This is a genomic window from Leptolyngbya sp. 7M, assembly GCF_018128485.1.
Window position 1 is genome coordinate 484,298 of sequence record NZ_CP070897.1, and the last position, 16,514, is coordinate 500,811.

16 protein-coding genes are annotated in these 16,514 nt (G+C 48.7%); 9 read left to right on the plus strand and 7 right to left on the minus strand.

Annotated features, from left to right (window positions below; translation table 11 throughout):
* Positions 1-41 precede the first annotated feature (41 nt).
* From JVX88_RS02365 to JVX88_RS02375, 3 genes are read left to right on the plus strand one after another with little or no spacing between them, the layout of a single operon-like run.
* Complete coding sequence (locus tag JVX88_RS02365; protein ID WP_211625387.1) at positions 42-1,757, plus strand: serine/threonine protein kinase; 1,716 nt, start codon at positions 42-44, stop codon at positions 1,755-1,757.
* Positions 1,758-1,817: 60 nt separating this feature from the next.
* Complete coding sequence (locus tag JVX88_RS02370; RefSeq protein ID WP_211625388.1) at positions 1,818-3,125, plus strand: sodium:solute symporter family transporter; 1,308 nt, start codon at positions 1,818-1,820, stop codon at positions 3,123-3,125.
* A gap of 9 nt (positions 3,126-3,134) precedes the next feature.
* Positions 3,135-5,783, plus strand: coding sequence for a PIG-L family deacetylase (locus tag JVX88_RS02375; protein ID WP_211625390.1), 2,649 nt, complete (start codon positions 3,135-3,137; stop codon positions 5,781-5,783).
* On the opposite strand, the gene JVX88_RS02380 is transcribed toward JVX88_RS02375, so the two are convergent.
* The gene (locus JVX88_RS02380) at positions 5,784-6,428 is read right to left on the minus strand and encodes a metallophosphatase domain-containing protein (RefSeq protein WP_211625392.1); all 645 of its coding nucleotides are present in this window, start codon (positions 6,426-6,428) and stop codon (positions 5,784-5,786) included. It abuts the gene before it with no gap.
* A complete protein-coding gene (locus JVX88_RS02385; protein WP_211625394.1) occupies positions 6,425-7,552 on the minus strand; it encodes a saccharopine dehydrogenase family protein in 1,128 nt (375 codons plus the stop codon). The genes JVX88_RS02380 and JVX88_RS02385 overlap by 4 nt, the downstream gene beginning before the upstream one ends.
* Before the next feature lie 348 nt (positions 7,553-7,900).
* Here JVX88_RS02385 and JVX88_RS02390 point away from each other — a divergent pair, with 348 nt between their 5' ends.
* Positions 7,901-8,410 (plus strand): molybdopterin-dependent oxidoreductase, encoded by a 510-nt coding sequence (locus JVX88_RS02390; RefSeq protein ID WP_211625396.1) that lies wholly within the window; start codon positions 7,901-7,903, stop codon positions 8,408-8,410.
* 152 nt (positions 8,411-8,562) lie between these two features.
* On the opposite strand, the gene JVX88_RS43840 is transcribed toward JVX88_RS02390, so the two are convergent.
* Positions 8,563-8,844, minus strand: coding sequence for a thiol-disulfide oxidoreductase DCC family protein (locus JVX88_RS43840; RefSeq protein ID WP_211628608.1), 282 nt, complete (start codon positions 8,842-8,844; stop codon positions 8,563-8,565).
* A 180-nt stretch (positions 8,845-9,024) separates the two neighbouring features.
* Between JVX88_RS43840 and JVX88_RS02400 the strand changes: the two genes are divergently transcribed.
* The 5 genes from JVX88_RS02400 (at position 9,025) to JVX88_RS02420 (ending at position 15,078) form a co-directional block, all read left to right on the plus strand.
* On the plus strand, positions 9,025-10,614 hold the full coding sequence (locus JVX88_RS02400; protein WP_211625398.1) for an N-acyl-D-amino-acid deacylase family protein: 1,590 nt from the start codon (positions 9,025-9,027) through the stop codon (positions 10,612-10,614).
* 55 nt (positions 10,615-10,669) lie between these two features.
* The gene (locus JVX88_RS02405; RefSeq protein ID WP_211625400.1) at positions 10,670-11,137 is read left to right on the plus strand and encodes a GNAT family N-acetyltransferase; all 468 of its coding nucleotides are present in this window, start codon (positions 10,670-10,672) and stop codon (positions 11,135-11,137) included.
* Between the two features lie 153 nt (positions 11,138-11,290).
* Entirely contained in the window at positions 11,291-12,802 is a 1,512-nt protein-coding gene (locus JVX88_RS02410; protein WP_211625402.1) for a xylose ABC transporter ATP-binding protein, read from the plus strand.
* 11 nt (positions 12,803-12,813) lie between these two features.
* Entirely contained in the window at positions 12,814-13,965 is a 1,152-nt protein-coding gene (locus JVX88_RS02415) for a sugar ABC transporter permease (RefSeq protein ID WP_211625404.1), read from the plus strand.
* Between the two features lie 30 nt (positions 13,966-13,995).
* Positions 13,996-15,078, plus strand: coding sequence for a substrate-binding domain-containing protein (locus tag JVX88_RS02420; protein ID WP_211625406.1), 1,083 nt, complete (start codon positions 13,996-13,998; stop codon positions 15,076-15,078).
* 48 nt (positions 15,079-15,126) lie between these two features.
* Here the strand turns inward: JVX88_RS02420 and JVX88_RS02425 are convergent, their stop codons facing one another.
* The 4 genes from JVX88_RS02425 to JVX88_RS02440 all read right to left on the minus strand — a co-directional run bounded on the left by JVX88_RS02425 (position 15,127) and on the right by JVX88_RS02440 (position 16,508).
* Positions 15,127-15,339 (minus strand): DUF3455 domain-containing protein, encoded by a 213-nt coding sequence (locus JVX88_RS02425; RefSeq protein WP_211625408.1) that lies wholly within the window; start codon positions 15,337-15,339, stop codon positions 15,127-15,129.
* A gap of 55 nt (positions 15,340-15,394) precedes the next feature.
* Entirely contained in the window at positions 15,395-15,568 is a 174-nt protein-coding gene (locus JVX88_RS02430) for a hypothetical protein (RefSeq protein ID WP_211625410.1), read from the minus strand.
* Positions 15,569-15,660: 92 nt separating this feature from the next.
* Positions 15,661-16,245 (minus strand): hypothetical protein, encoded by a 585-nt coding sequence (locus tag JVX88_RS02435; RefSeq protein WP_211625412.1) that lies wholly within the window; start codon positions 16,243-16,245, stop codon positions 15,661-15,663.
* Positions 16,242-16,508, minus strand: coding sequence for a hypothetical protein (locus tag JVX88_RS02440; protein WP_211625414.1), 267 nt, complete (start codon positions 16,506-16,508; stop codon positions 16,242-16,244). Before JVX88_RS02440 ends, JVX88_RS02435 begins: the two co-directional genes overlap by 4 nt.
* Positions 16,509-16,514: the final 6 nt, after the last annotated feature.

A 16,514-nucleotide genomic window follows, 5' to 3' on the forward strand; every position in this document is an offset into this window, starting at 1 on the left:
AAGCTCGCCTCGAATCTCCGCACTCCTATTCGTTAAACAATATGCCCGCTTCTCAGGAACTCTTGAATCAAGGTCGCTACAGGATCGTTCAGCCGATCGCTGAAAATATCGGATCTAGATCTTTCGATGCAGTTGATACCGTGAGCAACGTGAATGTCGTTGTAAAAGAGATACTTTCACCGCTCGGAAAGGTGGCGACACCTTCTCAATTGGAGAATTTGAAGATCTCATTCACGAACCAAGCTCGGCTGCTGAAAGACCTTCGTCACAACCACCTCCTAAATGTCACCGACTACTTTTCCGAGGTCGGAAGACAGTACTTGGTTCTCGAATCCATCGACGGTACATATCTCTCTACAATACTTAACTCTGCAAATGATGCAGAATTTGATCTGACCAAAAAGACTGGCTGGATAGTTCAATTGCTGGACGCTGTCGAATTTCTACAATCACGAACGATCGGCTTTGTCCATGGAAAGATCGATCCCTGGAATATTATTATCTCAAGAAGCGGTGAACTAAAGCTTCTTTCTGTCCCCTCAGTATCTGAAAATGATCAACCGCTCGACACTTCGGTCGCCGAAGTAGCGGATAAGGAGGAACGACTCTGTTATTCCCCACTTGAAATCATCTGGGGTGACCTAGATCCCGCGTCTCAGAAAGTGATCTCGCAGTGCTATGACGAACAGTCGGAAGCGATTCTTCTCTCGCCAGCGGATGCAAGAAGCGATGTCTATTCGATCGGGGCAGTGATCTATCATCTTATCTCGGGCCAGAAACCGGTGGACGCTCTTGAGCGTTCGATCGAACTACTCGAATCCAAACCGGACCCGCTGAAGCTGCCTCCAAGCATTGCTCTAGGTTTAGCGAATTTCCTTCAGCGGTCACTTGAGATAAAGCGTGAAGATAGGTTTGACTCCGCGGCAGCGATGCACCGCGAACTTACTCAGTTGATCGAAAACGGTGTGTTGCCGCGTCCGGACCGGGAAGAAGTGTCAGGAGCATCCGTCAAAGGGGTCCCGTCCCCACAAAATGATTCCAAACCCAAGAAATCGGAGGGCTTGGATCGCAGCAGCGTCAGCATTCCCAAAACGCCGCGGTCATCCAGCCTGCGGCCGGATAATAATATTCCCGACATTGTAACGGTCCCATCTCCTTCCGACGACGACCTCTTAGGCATAGAGAGTGCTTCGTCGACCTTAGTGGAAAATAACCTTCGGGCTGACCATGAAAACCACAGGGATCTTGCATCCGCAGCAAATGATAAGGAACAGCATAAGCAGAAAGCATACGGTGATGACATCCTGGAACTCACGGGTGCCGACACCCTAGATTCCGACAACGATAAGCAAGTTTCCTTCGGATATGAGCCTAATATAGAGAACTCCAACCGCGTGCCTATGTACGCAGTATTCGCCGGTCTTGCTGCCGTCATTATTATTGCTGTAGTAGGCGGATGGATGTTTTTAGGCTCAAATTCAACGACGGCTCAACCTGAACAGATCTCAGTAACTGCACCGCCACAACAGCCAGCTCAAACACAGGATCAGCAGGATCTGAACGGAGGGGTGCCGGAAACTGCACCAGAAAGTGCGTTCACACAATCAGAAAAAGAAAATTCAGTTAATGAGACTGCTGCCAAAGCCGCTCCGACACAGACTCCTGAAAAGAAGAAAACTCCCACACCAGAACCAACAAAAGCCAAAGCCGTAACACCGAAAAAAGTTACAGTTGACGATCTGATCAACGATAACTAGAAACATAAACCCACGATGACTGCAAAACTCCCAAGCAGAACAACCGCTATGAATGCCGTTATGAAGACAATCTCTTCCCTTATAAAAGCCGGTAACCTCCGAGCTTCCCTCCTTTTCGTCTGTCTGTTTATAATGCCGATCATCGCTTCTGCTCAGGCTGCGAAGTTAAGCCTCGCAGATCTGTTGGTCGGGTTGCGCTCGCAAAAGGTCAGTCTTGAAGAGCGAAACCGTATCCTCAGTGAAGCTATAAAGGAGCGTGGGGTCACATTCACCACCTCTGCCGTGATCGAATCCGAATTGATCGCAGCAGGTGCCTCGCAGGTCTTGATCGATGCATTGCGGCAGGTGGCAGCCCCGAAACCCCAGCCAACCCCGGCTCCAACGCCGATCCCTACGCCAACTCCGCCGGATTGGTCCTTCTATGTAAAACGTGCAGAGGAGAACGTCGGAAAAGGCGAATTGCAGCTTGCCCTCGCTGATTTCGACAAGGCCGCTGAGATGCGGAGTGACAGTTCACAGGTATTCGCCGGGCGGGCCCGCACTCATTTCGAGTTGAAGTCTTATGACAAAGCGATCGCGGACTATGACCGTGTTGTTGAGCTTTTGCCAAAAGACCCTGCAGCTTACTACTTCCGCGGTTCGGAATTTCAGCGAATACAAGCAGACCATTTGGCCGCATTCAACGAACGCCGCGAGGCCGCGATCGCTTTCGCAAACGATCGTGAGGCCAACCGAGAGAAATACATCGAAGCGAATGAACGCTTCAAGAATGTTCGTTCGGAGGCGGTCGGATTTATCAAAGAAAATGGCAATCGAAACTTCAACGATGTGAACTACGTTTTTCCAACATTTATTCTAGAACATATGCCGATGGGCGTGATCGGGCTTCTGATCGCGGCGATATTCGCGGCGGCGATGTCCTCGATCTCATCGGAACTGAATGCCCTTGCAACTGCAACAACGGCGGACTTCTACTGGCGGCTGTTCAAGCCCGAAGGAACGGACGGCCAATTTATATTGTTCGGACGCATCGCAACATTTCTTTGGGGCGTTTTTGCCTGTGTAGTTGCGATCTTTGCCACAAATCTTGGCTCGCTCATCGAGGTTGTGAATAAATTCGGTTCTTTCTTTTACGGTTCGCTGCTCGGGGTTTTTGTGTTGGCGTTCGTCGTTAAACGTGCCAGGGCTCGTGGAGCCTTTTTCGGGTTGCTCTTTGGTATAACATCGGTCTGGATAGCGAGTTGGTACACAAAGATCGAGTTTCTCTGGTTCAATGTAATTGGCTGTTTGGTAACCGTTGCTGCGGGATATCTTATTAGCCTAACCGTTCAAGATGATCCAGATGTGAAAGTAAAGACGGTGGAATAATTTGCGAATATGGGGAATATTCTTGTGGTAACGATCAACGAAAACCGGAGTATGAACAAACGCCTTTTCGAGTCCAAGCATTCACGAAGGTCCGTTACTGTTTTTCTTTCTTTGTTCTGTGTTTTGGCAATTTTGCGAATAGGTGCGCTTGCCCAGATACAGCCCGTCTATGATCGCGGTGTAATGGGTTTGATCCAATCTCTGAAACGCCTAAATACATCCGCATCTGCAATGATGATCGGGGCACATCCTGACGACGAAGATACGGCACTCCTTGCGTATCTTGCTCGTGGCGAGAGCGCCAGAACGGCGTATCTTTCGCTGACTCGCGGGGACGGTGGGCAAAATATAATTGGCCCAGAATTGGGAGAGGCACTGGGAATTATTAGAACCGAAGAACTGTTGCAAGCACGGCGACTGGACGGGGCTGAACAATACTTTACACGGGCATACGATTACGGATTTTCGAAGACCCTGGCCGAAGCACAAAGCAAGTGGCCCGAGGAAGTGATCCTCTGCGACGCGGTCAAGGCTATACGCGACTTCAAACCGCTGATCGTTATTTCGCAATTCACTGGAACTCCCGCCGACGGTCACGGCCATCATCAGTATGCCGGTTGGATCGCTCCGCGTGCCGTGAAAGCGGCCGCAGATCCTGCAAAGTGCAGGCAAAGCGGAGAACCATGGAAGGTACAGAAATTCTTTGTTCGCCAAGGCTTCCGTACCACCGGCCAACCACAGATGCGTACCAACACCGGACGCTATGATCACACTCTCGGGCGTTCATATTTTGAGATCGCTATGGAAGCTCGCAGCCAGCATAAGTCTCAAGAACAGGGCGTACTTGAATTAAAGGGCGAGATGTTTTCCGGACTGAATCTTATCGAGGGGGTGTCCGGAACAAATGGCATGTTCGATGGCGTCGATGTAAGCGTAACTGCCATCGCAAGCCAATCGGCGAATTCACAAGAGCAGTTCCGAACTCATTTGAACCAGCTTTCTCAGATCGCCCAAAAGGCATACTCTGATTTTGACACTAGGGAGCCAGCAAAAATAGTCCCGCTGCTTGCTGCAGGATACAAGGCGGCTCATGACGCAGAATGGTCAACACGATACCCGCAGTCGAAAGCATTGGTTCGTTTCAAACAACGTGAATTCGCAAAAGCGTTGAAACTGGCTGCAGGTTTACAGATCGATGCCCTGGCTGAAAAAGAAAAGGTGGTTCCGGATGAAGCGTTTGCTGCAAATGTTCGAGTCTTTTTTCCCGCGAACGAACTTATAAAGATCACGAAGGTTGACGTAAATGTCCCAAACGGCTGGACGGTGATTGAAACCGAAACACCCGAACCGCGCCAACAAGGTTTCTTGCGCTCTGAGAATCCCAATTTCGCTCGAACCTATAACATCAGAGCTGCCTCCAATACTTTACCCTCACAGCCCTATTGGTTGAGTGATCAGCGCGATGGTGAAATGTTTAGATGGTCGCAAGCCGATCACAATACATTGCCATTTGAACCACCTATCGCGACCGCGATGATAACAGCGAAGATCGGGGATGTTGAGGTCAAGTTTGAACAGCCATTTGAGTATAGATTTGCGGATGATGTTCGCGGTGAGCTTCGCCGTCCGCTTACCTTGGTTCCGGTAGCTACCGTGGAATTCGACCGTTCTTTGCTGATCGTCCCGGTTTCAAATGTCGGTCAGGTTCGGCGTCTGACGATGACCCTCACCAATCATTCACGAAGTTCGGTTTCCGGCACCGTGTCGCTCAATATTAATGCGGACAAGGAATGGGAGTATGTTGCTTCAAGTAACACCTTCGAGCTCGAGCGAACCGGAGAGCGTACTACGATCGGCTTTGATGTTACGATTCCTCCCGGAACTAAGGCAGGTGAATATCAAATAAACGCCAATGCAATGATTGGCGAGGGACTCGCAGAATTGACCATGCGCACGATAGCCTATCCGCATATTCAAACACATCGTTTCTACCATCGTGCTTCCGCAAATATTAGGGTCTTGCCGCTCGAAACCGCACAGGTAAAGGTCGGATATATAATGGGAAGCGGTGACCGAATTCCCGAGGCATTAACACAGATCGGGCTGACGCCGGAGTTTTTGACTGATGCCGATTTAGCGAATTCAGATCTTTCTCGCTTCGATGTGATCGTCGTCGGAATTCGTGCCTATCAAGTTCGTCCTGCTCTCGTTGCGAACAACAAGCGCCTACTCGATTTTATGACTGATGGTGGAACCCTTGTCGTCCAATATCAGCTTTCTGCTTACACACAGCAGAACCTTGCCCCGTATCCTGCCCAACAAGGACCGCGCACTGTAGATGAGAATGCGCCGGTGAACATTGTTAAGCCGCAACATCTGTTAATGAACTTCCCGAACAAGATCGGCCCGTCAGATTTTGAGGGTTGGGTCCAGGAGCGAAATCTTTATAATTTCGGCACAATGGACGAACGATATACCGGCATTCTTGAAACCCATGACTCTGGTGAGGCAGAAAACCAAGGTGGGCTGGTTGTAGCCGATGTCGGAAAAGGAACATATGTCTATTGCAGCTATTCGCTGTTCAGACAGTTACCTGTGGGTGTCCCGGGTGCGTATCGATTGCTCGCAAACATGGTGAGTTTGCCAAAGGCGAAATAACTAAATATCTATAACTATCGCCGGTTGGGTCGGTTTGTATTGCTCGTCACAGGTAGAGGCATTGATAAATTTTACGCCGAACTTCTCATAAGTTCCGTAACCGCAGTGGATATGGCCAAAAATGTGTAATTTCAAACGGCCACCTGAGGCGATCTTATCAACTCGTTTTCCTAGCTCTTCGCATCCCGTATTCTCAATGCCCCATTGTCGTGGCACTTCATCAAGAATTCCATGTGGTGGGCCATGGGTGATCAAAATGTCAATGTCTTCTGGGATCATCGCCCACTTTTTCGCTAGCTCCGGCCCTCTCATCAGATTGAATGCCCAATCATAGAAACGCGGCTGCCAAGGTGATCCGTAGATATGAAAACCATTGATCGTCACTGCCGAATCTTGCAGATAAATTATCGATGCATCAAGCAGTTGCCGTGCAGATCTAGGTTCCCGCTCAAATAGCCAATCATGATTCCCCGCAACAAATATCTTATTCTTGTGCGGAAGTCCTGCGAACCAACGGGTGAAGTTGCGGATCTCTTCGGTTGTGCCTGTTATCGTAGCATCACCTGAATGAATGAGCAGATCGCCTTCGGGTACGTTGATCTGCTCGTTGCAATTGTGGGTGTCTGAGATGCAGACGATCCTCATTGATAGATCCTGGAAACGAAATTGCCGGTGAAGAACACCTCTGTGTCGATCTGGCTTTGTAGGACCACACCTTTGTGGGCGCCGGCAAGAAGCATCATTGCAGATTCGCAGAGTGGTGCGGCGGTGGTCGTCTGTATTGCCCGCAGTCGCTTGCCGTTTATCTCCAGCGGCTCAACAAAATACGCCTTTTCAAGCATACGGCGACGGCCACGATGGTCGAAACCATCGACCGACGCATGAACGAGTACAAGATCGTCCTCAACGGAAGGCACCTGTTCAAGCATAACCTTCTCAAGATTCTCAGCGAGATGTTCGTCTTTGGCGAGCTTCTTTTCTACAGATTCGACCCAGGAATAATGTCCCGGATAGCGAAGAGTCTTGTAGTCAAGCTGATTCGCTTTTCCCTCAAAGAAATCCGGCAGATCGGCCGCACCGCCGGACGTCAGATCAGCTTCGTATGTGCGGGCTCCGATGACGATAGTTTCGCGGGCCGATAGGGCCGGACGTTCAGTTATCTTACCGTTTCTAATGACACGGGAATTTTTAACATATTCTGTGGCAACACCGATCGGCGACCAGGTGAAACCGTAAAAATGCGGAGCGTGTGCATGCGCGGTCAGAGCACCGACCTTCATACCGACCTTTTCGACCGACTCGTTCTGGTATTTATCGACAAACTCTCGATATAGCTTCATCGCAAGCACATTTATGAAACCGGGGGCCAAACCTGTCTGCAAAACAAAACCCGTCTCGGCACTCTTGGCAAGTTCCATGATGGCGTCCGTCTCGGCGACATATTCGGTCAGATTTGCATAGTGCATCTTAAAGTCGCGGGCATAACCGGCCATCCGCGGAGCCTGTCCACCTGGTGTGCAATCAAGCAGCACGTCTGACCGCTCAAAGGCGGATGTTAGCTCAACAGTTTCTCCATCGCGGGGCATCAAAACTGTTTCGACTGTCGTCGCTTTGTGCGAACCATCGCACACAAAAGCCCTCGCCTTCGCCAAACTATCTTCGCTGATATCGCCTAGTATCAACGTCGTCTCAAATTCGCACCATTCACGAAGCAGCAATGCAGCTGCCTCACCGATTCCCCCAGAACCCGCAATAAAAACCGTTTTCATTAGCTATAATTAAACATTATCAATGATTGAGTGTTAGAAAAATCCAGTTTATAACGGCATACGTAACTTTGCCAATTCATAGGTCTTTGGCATGGATATTCTGTGTATTTACGGTCGGTTTCACTGCTTTTTGTCGAAAAGCTTCACCATACAAAACTAATGTTTAAATCGACACCTGGCGGCTTTTCTACATACCTTTTCCTTCGCGCTACCCCGAGCCTTGAATGTGAAGTAGAATGATACTCAAGTTCGTCAGATATGTGGTCTGTATCCCTATAGTAAGATCAAACTAAATTTGATAAGTGATAAACAGGATCTTTTCTGCAAGAACTAACAGGAGGTTAGATCATGACAAATACAAGGTCTTTTTTCTACGCATCTCTTCTCGTCGCGGCATTACTAACTGCGGGCTGCTTTCAGGTAGGAAGTGATAAAACAGTTCTTCAACTTGATAATGGGAACGGCAAAAGCATTAGCCTGACGAAGGATGATCTAACGAAATTTCGCAGATCGGCGATCGTAGCAGCAAATAAAGAAGGTGAAACGTCTCGTTATGAAGGTGTCGAAATGGTCGAGGTACTCCGGACGGCAGGCGTCCCGTTCGGTGATGAGCTTCGACGTGAAAAGATGACAAGCTATGTTGTTGTCGAATCGGCTGATGGATACAAGGTATCGTTTACGCTTGCGGAGCTTGATCCGGACTTCAGTGATAAGAAAGTCATTCTAGCAACTACACGAGACGGAAATGCCCTCGATGAAGATGAGGGGCCGCTCCGGCTAATAGTACCGGACGAAACAAACCGGCAGGCTCGTTGGGTACGAAGCGTTGCGAAGGTTACTGTGAAAAGCGGCGATTAATCTTGCCATCATCAGGGGTGGAGTTATACGAAGGTGAGATTTTTGTATGGCTCCACCCCGTATTTTTTACCCTGGAGGGGTAGCAGCTTCGACGAAGGGAAAGAACCGCGCGATTTCTGTGCTTTCCATCGTTAGGCACTTGCTGTTATTGATTAAGCCAGGAATCGTGCTCGTATCTCGGGTGTGGGTATCATACATTCATCTTTTCTGCCGAAAAGACGGTATCGATACTTTGCGAAAAGTCTATATGCAAGATCACGTAATGGTCGAGGTATAATGATCAATCCAAAGCAGGCTGGCCAGACACCTGACAATCGTCGCGCGATCCTTAAAGCTGCCACAGAATGAGTGTAGGCTTTTCCGTTCTCGATCAATACCACTGAGTCAGTTTCATTCGGATCGATGCCGTGTTTTTCAATCAGTGCCTCGCCGATCTCGGACTTCGGCCCCGTACGATTATTCTATCGCAGCTTTTTTGCGACAGCATAGTTACGGCAATAGACAAAATAAAAGATACAGATCTATCCGGGTCATAGCGGATATAAGAAAAATATATCTGAGCTAAAAATGCTGCGAATGTTGACTTAGTCAGCATTTCACGGCATTTTTTCAGTATGCCAATTAGATCTTTTCTGCTACTTACCCTTTTATTTCTATTGTCGATCCCAGTTTCATTTGCTCAGTGTGAGCCTCTTTATGATCTTGTAGTAACAAACGCACGCATCGTGGACGGAACGGGAAATCCTTGGTTTTACGGCTCGGTTGCGATAAAGAACGGCCGCATCGCACGCGTGGGCAGGTTTGAGAATGATTGCGGTAATACGATCGACGCGAAAGGCCAGATCCTATCTCCGGGATTTATCGACGTTCACGCACACACCGAGAACATCTTCGAACAGCCGAGCGCTGAGAACTTTATCCGTATGGGCGTGACGACGCTGATCACCGGAAATTGCGGAGGTTCACACGTAGATGTCGGCAAATTTCTTGGCACTATAAAAGAGAAACCGCTTGCGATAAATATTGCTACGTTGATCGGACACAACTCAGTCCGTTCCCAGGTGATGGGGCTTGATAACCGTGCTCCGACAGCTGAAGAGCAAGCGAAAATGAACGAACTCGTGGAAAAGGCAATGCGTGATGGAGCTGTTGGCATTTCGACCGGCTTGATATATCTGCCTGGCACGTTCGCAAAGACTGAAGAAGTGGTCGAACTAGCAAAAGCATCTGCCAAGTATGGTGGAACATATGCCAGCCACATACGAAACGAAGGTGTTGGCGTCTTCGACGCGATTAAAGAAGCCATAAATATCGGCGAGCAGGCAAATATGCCGGTGCAGATTTCGCATTTCAAGATCTCAGCTAAGTCGCTTTGGGGGCGTTCGGATGAAACGCTTCAGCTTGTAAAAGATGCTCGGGAACGTGGCCTAAATGTAACCATCGATCAATACGCATATCCGGCCTCATCGACCTCGTTAGATGCGAGAATGCCGAGCTGGGCGATCGCCGGCGGCCGCGAAGAAGGCCGGAAACGGCTTGCTGATCCAGAAACTCGCGCGAAAGTTGTCGAGGAAATGAAAAAGTCGCGTGCAGAGGCAGGTTTTCCTGATTACTCTGATGCATACGTTGCAAGTTATCGCCCGAACCCGGAATTCAATGGTAAGAATATAAAGCAAATAGCAATGATGGTGCGCGGGAAAGACGATCTTGATTCCCAGATCGAACAGATCTTTGAAATGTATGACAAAGGCGGAGCGCAAATGGTCTATCGGGTAATGAGCGAAGACGACGTAAAACGGATAATGGCCGCTCCATTCAATATGTTCGCGTCTGACAGTGGCGTACGTGAATTCGGTGCCGGTGTGCCGCATCCGCGTGGTTACGGAAACAACGCTCGCGTGCTCGGCCAATATGTCCGTGAACTGAAGATAATCTCTTTGGAGGACGCAATCCGCAAGATGACATCGCTTCCAGCAAATGTTTTCGGTATGCGAGATCGCGGCCAGATCCGCGAAGGCTTCGTGGCGGACATAGTGATATTTGATGAAAAGACCGTAGCAGATAAAGCCACTTTTGAAGAGCCCCATCAGTATTCCGTCGGATTCTCGACCGTGATAGTAGGCGGTGGCATTGTATTTGACGGAACAAAGATGACTGGAACGATGTCTGGTCGAGCGATAACTGGAAATGGTGTTGGAAAATGAGAATGCGTCCGGATCATATTTGATCCGTTTAGCAAGATACTCTTATATTGCGCATTTGCCGCCCATCGAACAGCGTGCTTCCGAACTATTTCGTGATACAGAATTTGCCGAGGAAGTCTCACAGGAGTGCCTTTCGATAGAATTCTTGATCCAGCAGTTTGATGCCGGGCGCCTTTGGGTTGCGGTCGATGGAGGTGATGTTCCAGTAGGATTCGCGGCGGCATTGGTGATCGATGGTAACGCACATTTGCATGAGGTTTCCGTCGATCCAATTCATGGCAGGCGAGGAATTGGCAGAAAATTGATTGAAGCCGTCTACGATTGGGCCGTTTCGCATGCTTTCGAAGGCATTACTCTTTCCACTTTCCGCGACATCCCGTGGAACGCTCCGTTGTATCAAAAGCTGGGTTTTATAGAGCTTCCTGAAACAGAACACGGCCCGGAGATGAAATTGCTCCGCAACGAGGAACGCGAATCTGGATTAGATATTTCGCAACGAATAATTATGATCCGAGTAATTTGACACGTTGGTTGGGCATTGGCTCTCTGGATGAATTTTACATTAGAGTTCCCGTACTTAATTTCAATTACATACATATATCTTATATGAGTCGAATACAGGATTTGTTCTGTGCTTGGAATTCTGCGATTATTTTTCTGCTTTTACTGCATAAAGATGGCTCTTCTTGAGATGCGTGAAATTACAAAGGAATTTCCGGGTGTTAGGGCACTCGACGGGGTTACCTTTGACCTTCAAAAAGGGGAGATACATGCTCTTGTTGGCGAAAATGGTGCAGGCAAATCTACATTGATGAAGGTGCTCTCGGGCGTCTTTCGTCACGGAACTTATGGTGGCGACATTTATGTAGATGGCGAACTGAAACGATTCGCTAACATTCGCGACGCTGAAAATGCGGGGATCGCAATAATTTTCCAAGAGTTATCCTTGGTAAAAGAGCTAAGCGTTGCAGAAAACATCTTTCTCGGTCGTGAACCAAATCGGTTTGGTGTGATCAATTGGCCGCACGTCCATAACAGAGCATCTAGGCTTCTCCATAATCTTGATCTTCCGCTTGATCCCAGAATTCCTGTTGGCAAACTTGGTATAGGACAACAGCAGTTAGTTGAGATAGCGAAAGCATTGTCCCAAGATGCCAATATCCTTGTGCTCGACGAGCCGACGGCGGCATTAACGGAGACTGAGGTAGAAACACTTTTTAGGCTTCTTAGCGAGTTACGTTCGAGAGGAGTCGGAATGATCTACATATCGCATAAGCTCGATGAGGTTTTTGCGATGGCAGATCGGATCACAGTTCTTCGTGACGGAAAAACCGTCGGAACCGGAGCAGTGCCATACCTAAGTAAGAACAAGGTAATTTCAATGATGGTCGGTCGTCAGGTGGATGATGTTTTTCCATCTGTAACGCATAAACTGGGAGAGGTTGTGATGGAAGTCCGAGATCTGACGGTTTTTTCTCCGGACGCGTTGCGAAAGAAACTCGTTGATAAGCTTTCATTCAGCGTTCGCAGCGGTGAGGTTTTGGGAATCGCCGGGTTGATGGGTGCCGGTCGCAGTGAAGCTCTTACCACTATTTTCGGTGGTTGGACGGGCGATCGATCTGGTCATATCCTCATTGATGGTGTTCGGGTGAACATAAACTCACCGACCGATGCCATAAGTCACGGGATCGGCTTTGTTACCGAAGACCGGAAACGGTTCGGCCTGATACTTGATCAGACGATTACCGACAACTCGACGCTAGCAAGCTTGAAACGCATCTCCGGACGATTTCTCACTAACCGTTCCCGCGAGACCGCCGCAACACAACGTATAATGGGATCACTGCGGGTAAAGGCAAATTCGCCTTTTACGATCACAAGAACGCTTTCCGGCGGGAATCAGCAAAAGGTGGTTTTGGGGAAATGGCTGCTTACAGAACCGAGGATATTGTTTCTGGATGAACCTACACGCGGCATCGATATTGGAGCGAAACAGGAGCTTTATAATGAGATAAATCGGTTGGCTGCAAGCGGTTTAGCCGTTGTTATGGTATCGTCCGAGCTGCCGGAAATTCTTGGTCTGTCAGATAGGATCATCGTTCTGCATGAAGGTAAACTGACGGGAGAATTCACACGCCAAGAGGCCACTGCCGAAAAGGTGATGGCGGCTGCGACGGCAAGCGCTTAACTCACAAAGAGATGGCTGAGCAAACTACCGAAAAAAAACGATTCAAAATAGAGACCTCTGCTCTTCGCGCTTACACGATGATCGGCGCACTTGCTGTTATCTGGGTATTTTTTCATTGGCGAACCGGCGGCAATTTCATTACAGCGGAAAATCTTTCGAACTTGATGGTCCAGACATCCGTCACGGGCATCATCGCTGTAGGAATGCTGATGGTCATAGTTTCAGGAAATATCGATCTTTCGGTCGGTTCGCTTTTAGGCTTCGCCGGAGCCGTCTCGGCGATCTTTTTGACCAATTTGGGTTATGGGATTCTACCCGCAGTGATCGCCGCAATTGCGGTTGGAATTTTTGTCGGTGCATTTCAGGGCACCTTGGTCGCCTACTTCAACATACCAGCGTTTATCGTTACTCTTGGCGGACTGCTTGCCTGGAGAGGCGTCGTCAAAGGAATTACCAACAGTTCAACGGTTCCCGTTTCCGATCCACAGTTCATCGCGATCGGTCAAAGTTATCTGCATCCTACTGCCGGTTGGATATTAGCGGTCATATCCGTGGCCGTCGTTCTTGTTATGGTATGGAGACGCTCGGCCGTGCAAGAAGAGTATGGTCTTGGAAGCGGCAGTGTTGGCCCGGAGCTTATGAAAGCGTTGGTTCCGGTCGCGGGTATAGTGATATTCATCTTCGCGATGAATGCGTACGCGGGCATTCCAAATCCGGTTTTGCTATTTATTGGTGTGGCCTTGCTCGGGCACTTCATCACTAATAATACGACATTTGGCCGGTACTTGTATGCGATCGGCGGAAATTCCGAGGCGGCTAGGCTTTCGGGCATAAATAACCGGTTGACCGCGCTCAAGGTCTTTGCCTTGCTTGGGGCATTTGTCGGGCTAGCGGCGATCGTTAGCACAGCTCGACTTGGCAGTGCCACCGTCGATGCAGGCACATTAAAGGAACTCGACGCCATTGCAGCGTGTGTTATAGGCGGAGCAAGCCTGATGGGAGGGCGCGGAACGGTTTTCGGAGCGTGTCTGGGTGCGTTGATAATGGCTAGCCTTGATAACGGGATGAGTTCGATAAACCTCGAGAACTATCTTCAGGACATTATTAAAGGCGTGATCTTGGTAACTGCCGTCGGGCTTGATATGCTCGGAAAGAAGGCTTGATAAAAATCCCCTAGTTTGGAGCAATTTAGAATGATCAAAACAAGATCGCTTGTTGTATTTATCGTCGCAATTTTGATAGCTGGCTGCGTGAGCGCGCCTGAACCCAGTGGTGTGAATTCCCACAACACTTCAGTGCCTGCCGACGGTAAAGTCAAGATAGGTTTTGCGATGGCAACACTCGAAGAGGAACGTTGGGTCCGTGACAAGGAAGCGTTTGAGGCTCATTGCAAAAAGATGAATGTCGAGTGTGTCGTTACGGTAGCCAACAAGAGCGCGGAAAAGCAGGCAAACGACGTTGACGTGATGCTTACACAGGGCGTAAATGTGCTTGTTATTGCTCCGCATGACGCGACTCAGGCTGCTCTCATGGTTGATAAGGCAAAAGCGAAAGGCGTACCAGTGATCAGCTATGATCGCCTGATAAATTCGGACAAGATTGATCTTTACATTTCGCATCAAGTCCCGGTTATAGGGCAAAAAATGGCTGAGTATGCGCTTGCAAAGGTTCCGAAAGGAAATTATCTGATGGTCTATGGCGATAACAAGGATAATAATTCGCACATAATGAAAAAGGCACAGCTTGCCGTGCTTCAGCCAGCGATAGATCGCGGCGATATCAAGATCGTAGGTGACCAGCACGCCACCGACTGGAAAGCCGAAGAAGCGCTGAAGATAGTTCAAAATGCCCTCACCCAAAACAGTAACAATATACAAGCGATCATCGCTTCAAATGACGGAACCGCGAGCGGTGCTATCGCTGCTCTGAGCAATAAGGGGCTTGCAGGAAAGGTTTTGGTTACCGGACAGGATGCACAGCTCTCTGCTTTACAAAGCATCGCCGAAGGAAAACAGACGATGACCGTGTATAAACCCATAATTCCACTGGCAAATGGAGCTGTTGAGGCGGCCATAAAACTTGCAAAGAAGGAGCAATTAACTGGTACCGAAATGTTCACGAACGACGCGATCGGGAAACAGGTGCCTGCAATACTGCTAGAAGTACAGGTGGTTGACAAGGATAATCTTATGACAACCGTTATCAAGGACGGCTACGCTAAATATGAGGACGTTTACAAGAACGTCCCCGAAGCCGACCGACCGCCGCAAAAATGATGATTAAAACCCACGTTTTCCAGATCATCATCCTACCGTATTTGTAAGCTATCTGATCGGCGGCCGACCGGGGGTGTTTCGCATTCGATAAAAATAGTATTCAGCGGTGTACGGAATTCCGCGTTCTTCGCCTATCACATTTCCCGGTTCGGTCGGTGCAAGACCTCCTTCCGTATAAAACCTTTGAATGTGGCTAACGTTAGCAAAGATCCCCGGTCCTTCAGCTTCCGCAGTGCCAAACCATTTAATTCGTGAAGTCATTTATGGGGTTCCAGTAGAACAACTCCGTTTTCCACGCTGCTACATTCCATTTTTCTTACGGTGAGGAGACCTTAACCGGAACCAGGATCGTGTGATAAAGAATGAAGACCTGGTCAGAATAGGCAGGTTTTACAAAACGTCCATCGACGCCGACAGTGAATTCAAGTTCACGGATCTGCTGTCCAAGATGATATATCTTGACCGTATAGACTCCCGGATTCTTGTCCACGTAGAAGGCATTGGGAAAGTTACCTCGATTGAATGTCCCGTTGTTGTCAAAAAGAAGGGTCTTCCATTGGAACTGCCAACGCTTTTATCTGTTCAATGGCTCAAAAGATGCGGCCTTATCGGTTGCCCGTTCATCATAATCGGAAGCTCCGCCGCCGTCCTTTGTCGAAGCGATCTGTTGGCCTTTGAAGAAAACACGTCCTTCAAGATCAGACTCATTTGGGTACCTTTTATCCAAACGCTCATTAACGGCGGCATTCCGCCAACCTCGTCCAGCGAATGGTGAAAACCGATCATTCCATAAGACATTAGCCAATCATGGCCCAGAAAGAACTCAAAATTGTTCTTATCCTGACCGCCATTCGCAGTACTGAATTTCCCGACCTTGAACTTGCCCTCATACAGAAGCTCTTTCGTATCGTCGTTAGTTATTTTGAATGAAAACACGCCAGTTGCGTCGGTAGATTTTGTATCAAGCGTCTCTCCCCACGGACTCGGACTTTCATATACAACCGTCCTATCTGCATTACGACCTTTTGCCTCAAGCTTCTCGCTATACCAAGGCGTCCCGTTCGGATTAAAGTACGCCACAGAATAATTGAGTGGCTTTTCTTCATTGTAAAAACTCTTGAATTTGGTCAAAGGTGCCCAGCTTGAATAATTTCTTTGGCCCTTCATTTTCCAATATTGATCATGGGTTTTTGCCTGAACATAAACTGAGCTTCGAATGAACTTCGGTGTTGCGGTTGGCCGCATCGGGTTGAATTGTTCTCTGTGCCTTTATCCTTTGGTGTGGTATCAGACAGTCCTCGTCCTTGATCACTCGTCGGCTTTCCGATCTTGGGCAAGTTCGGGACGTTCATCTTGATTTGGCCAAATACCGTCTGGCTGACGGTGAAATGGACCATTGAAATTAGAGTTATAAGTATTAATTTTTGCATTTTTCG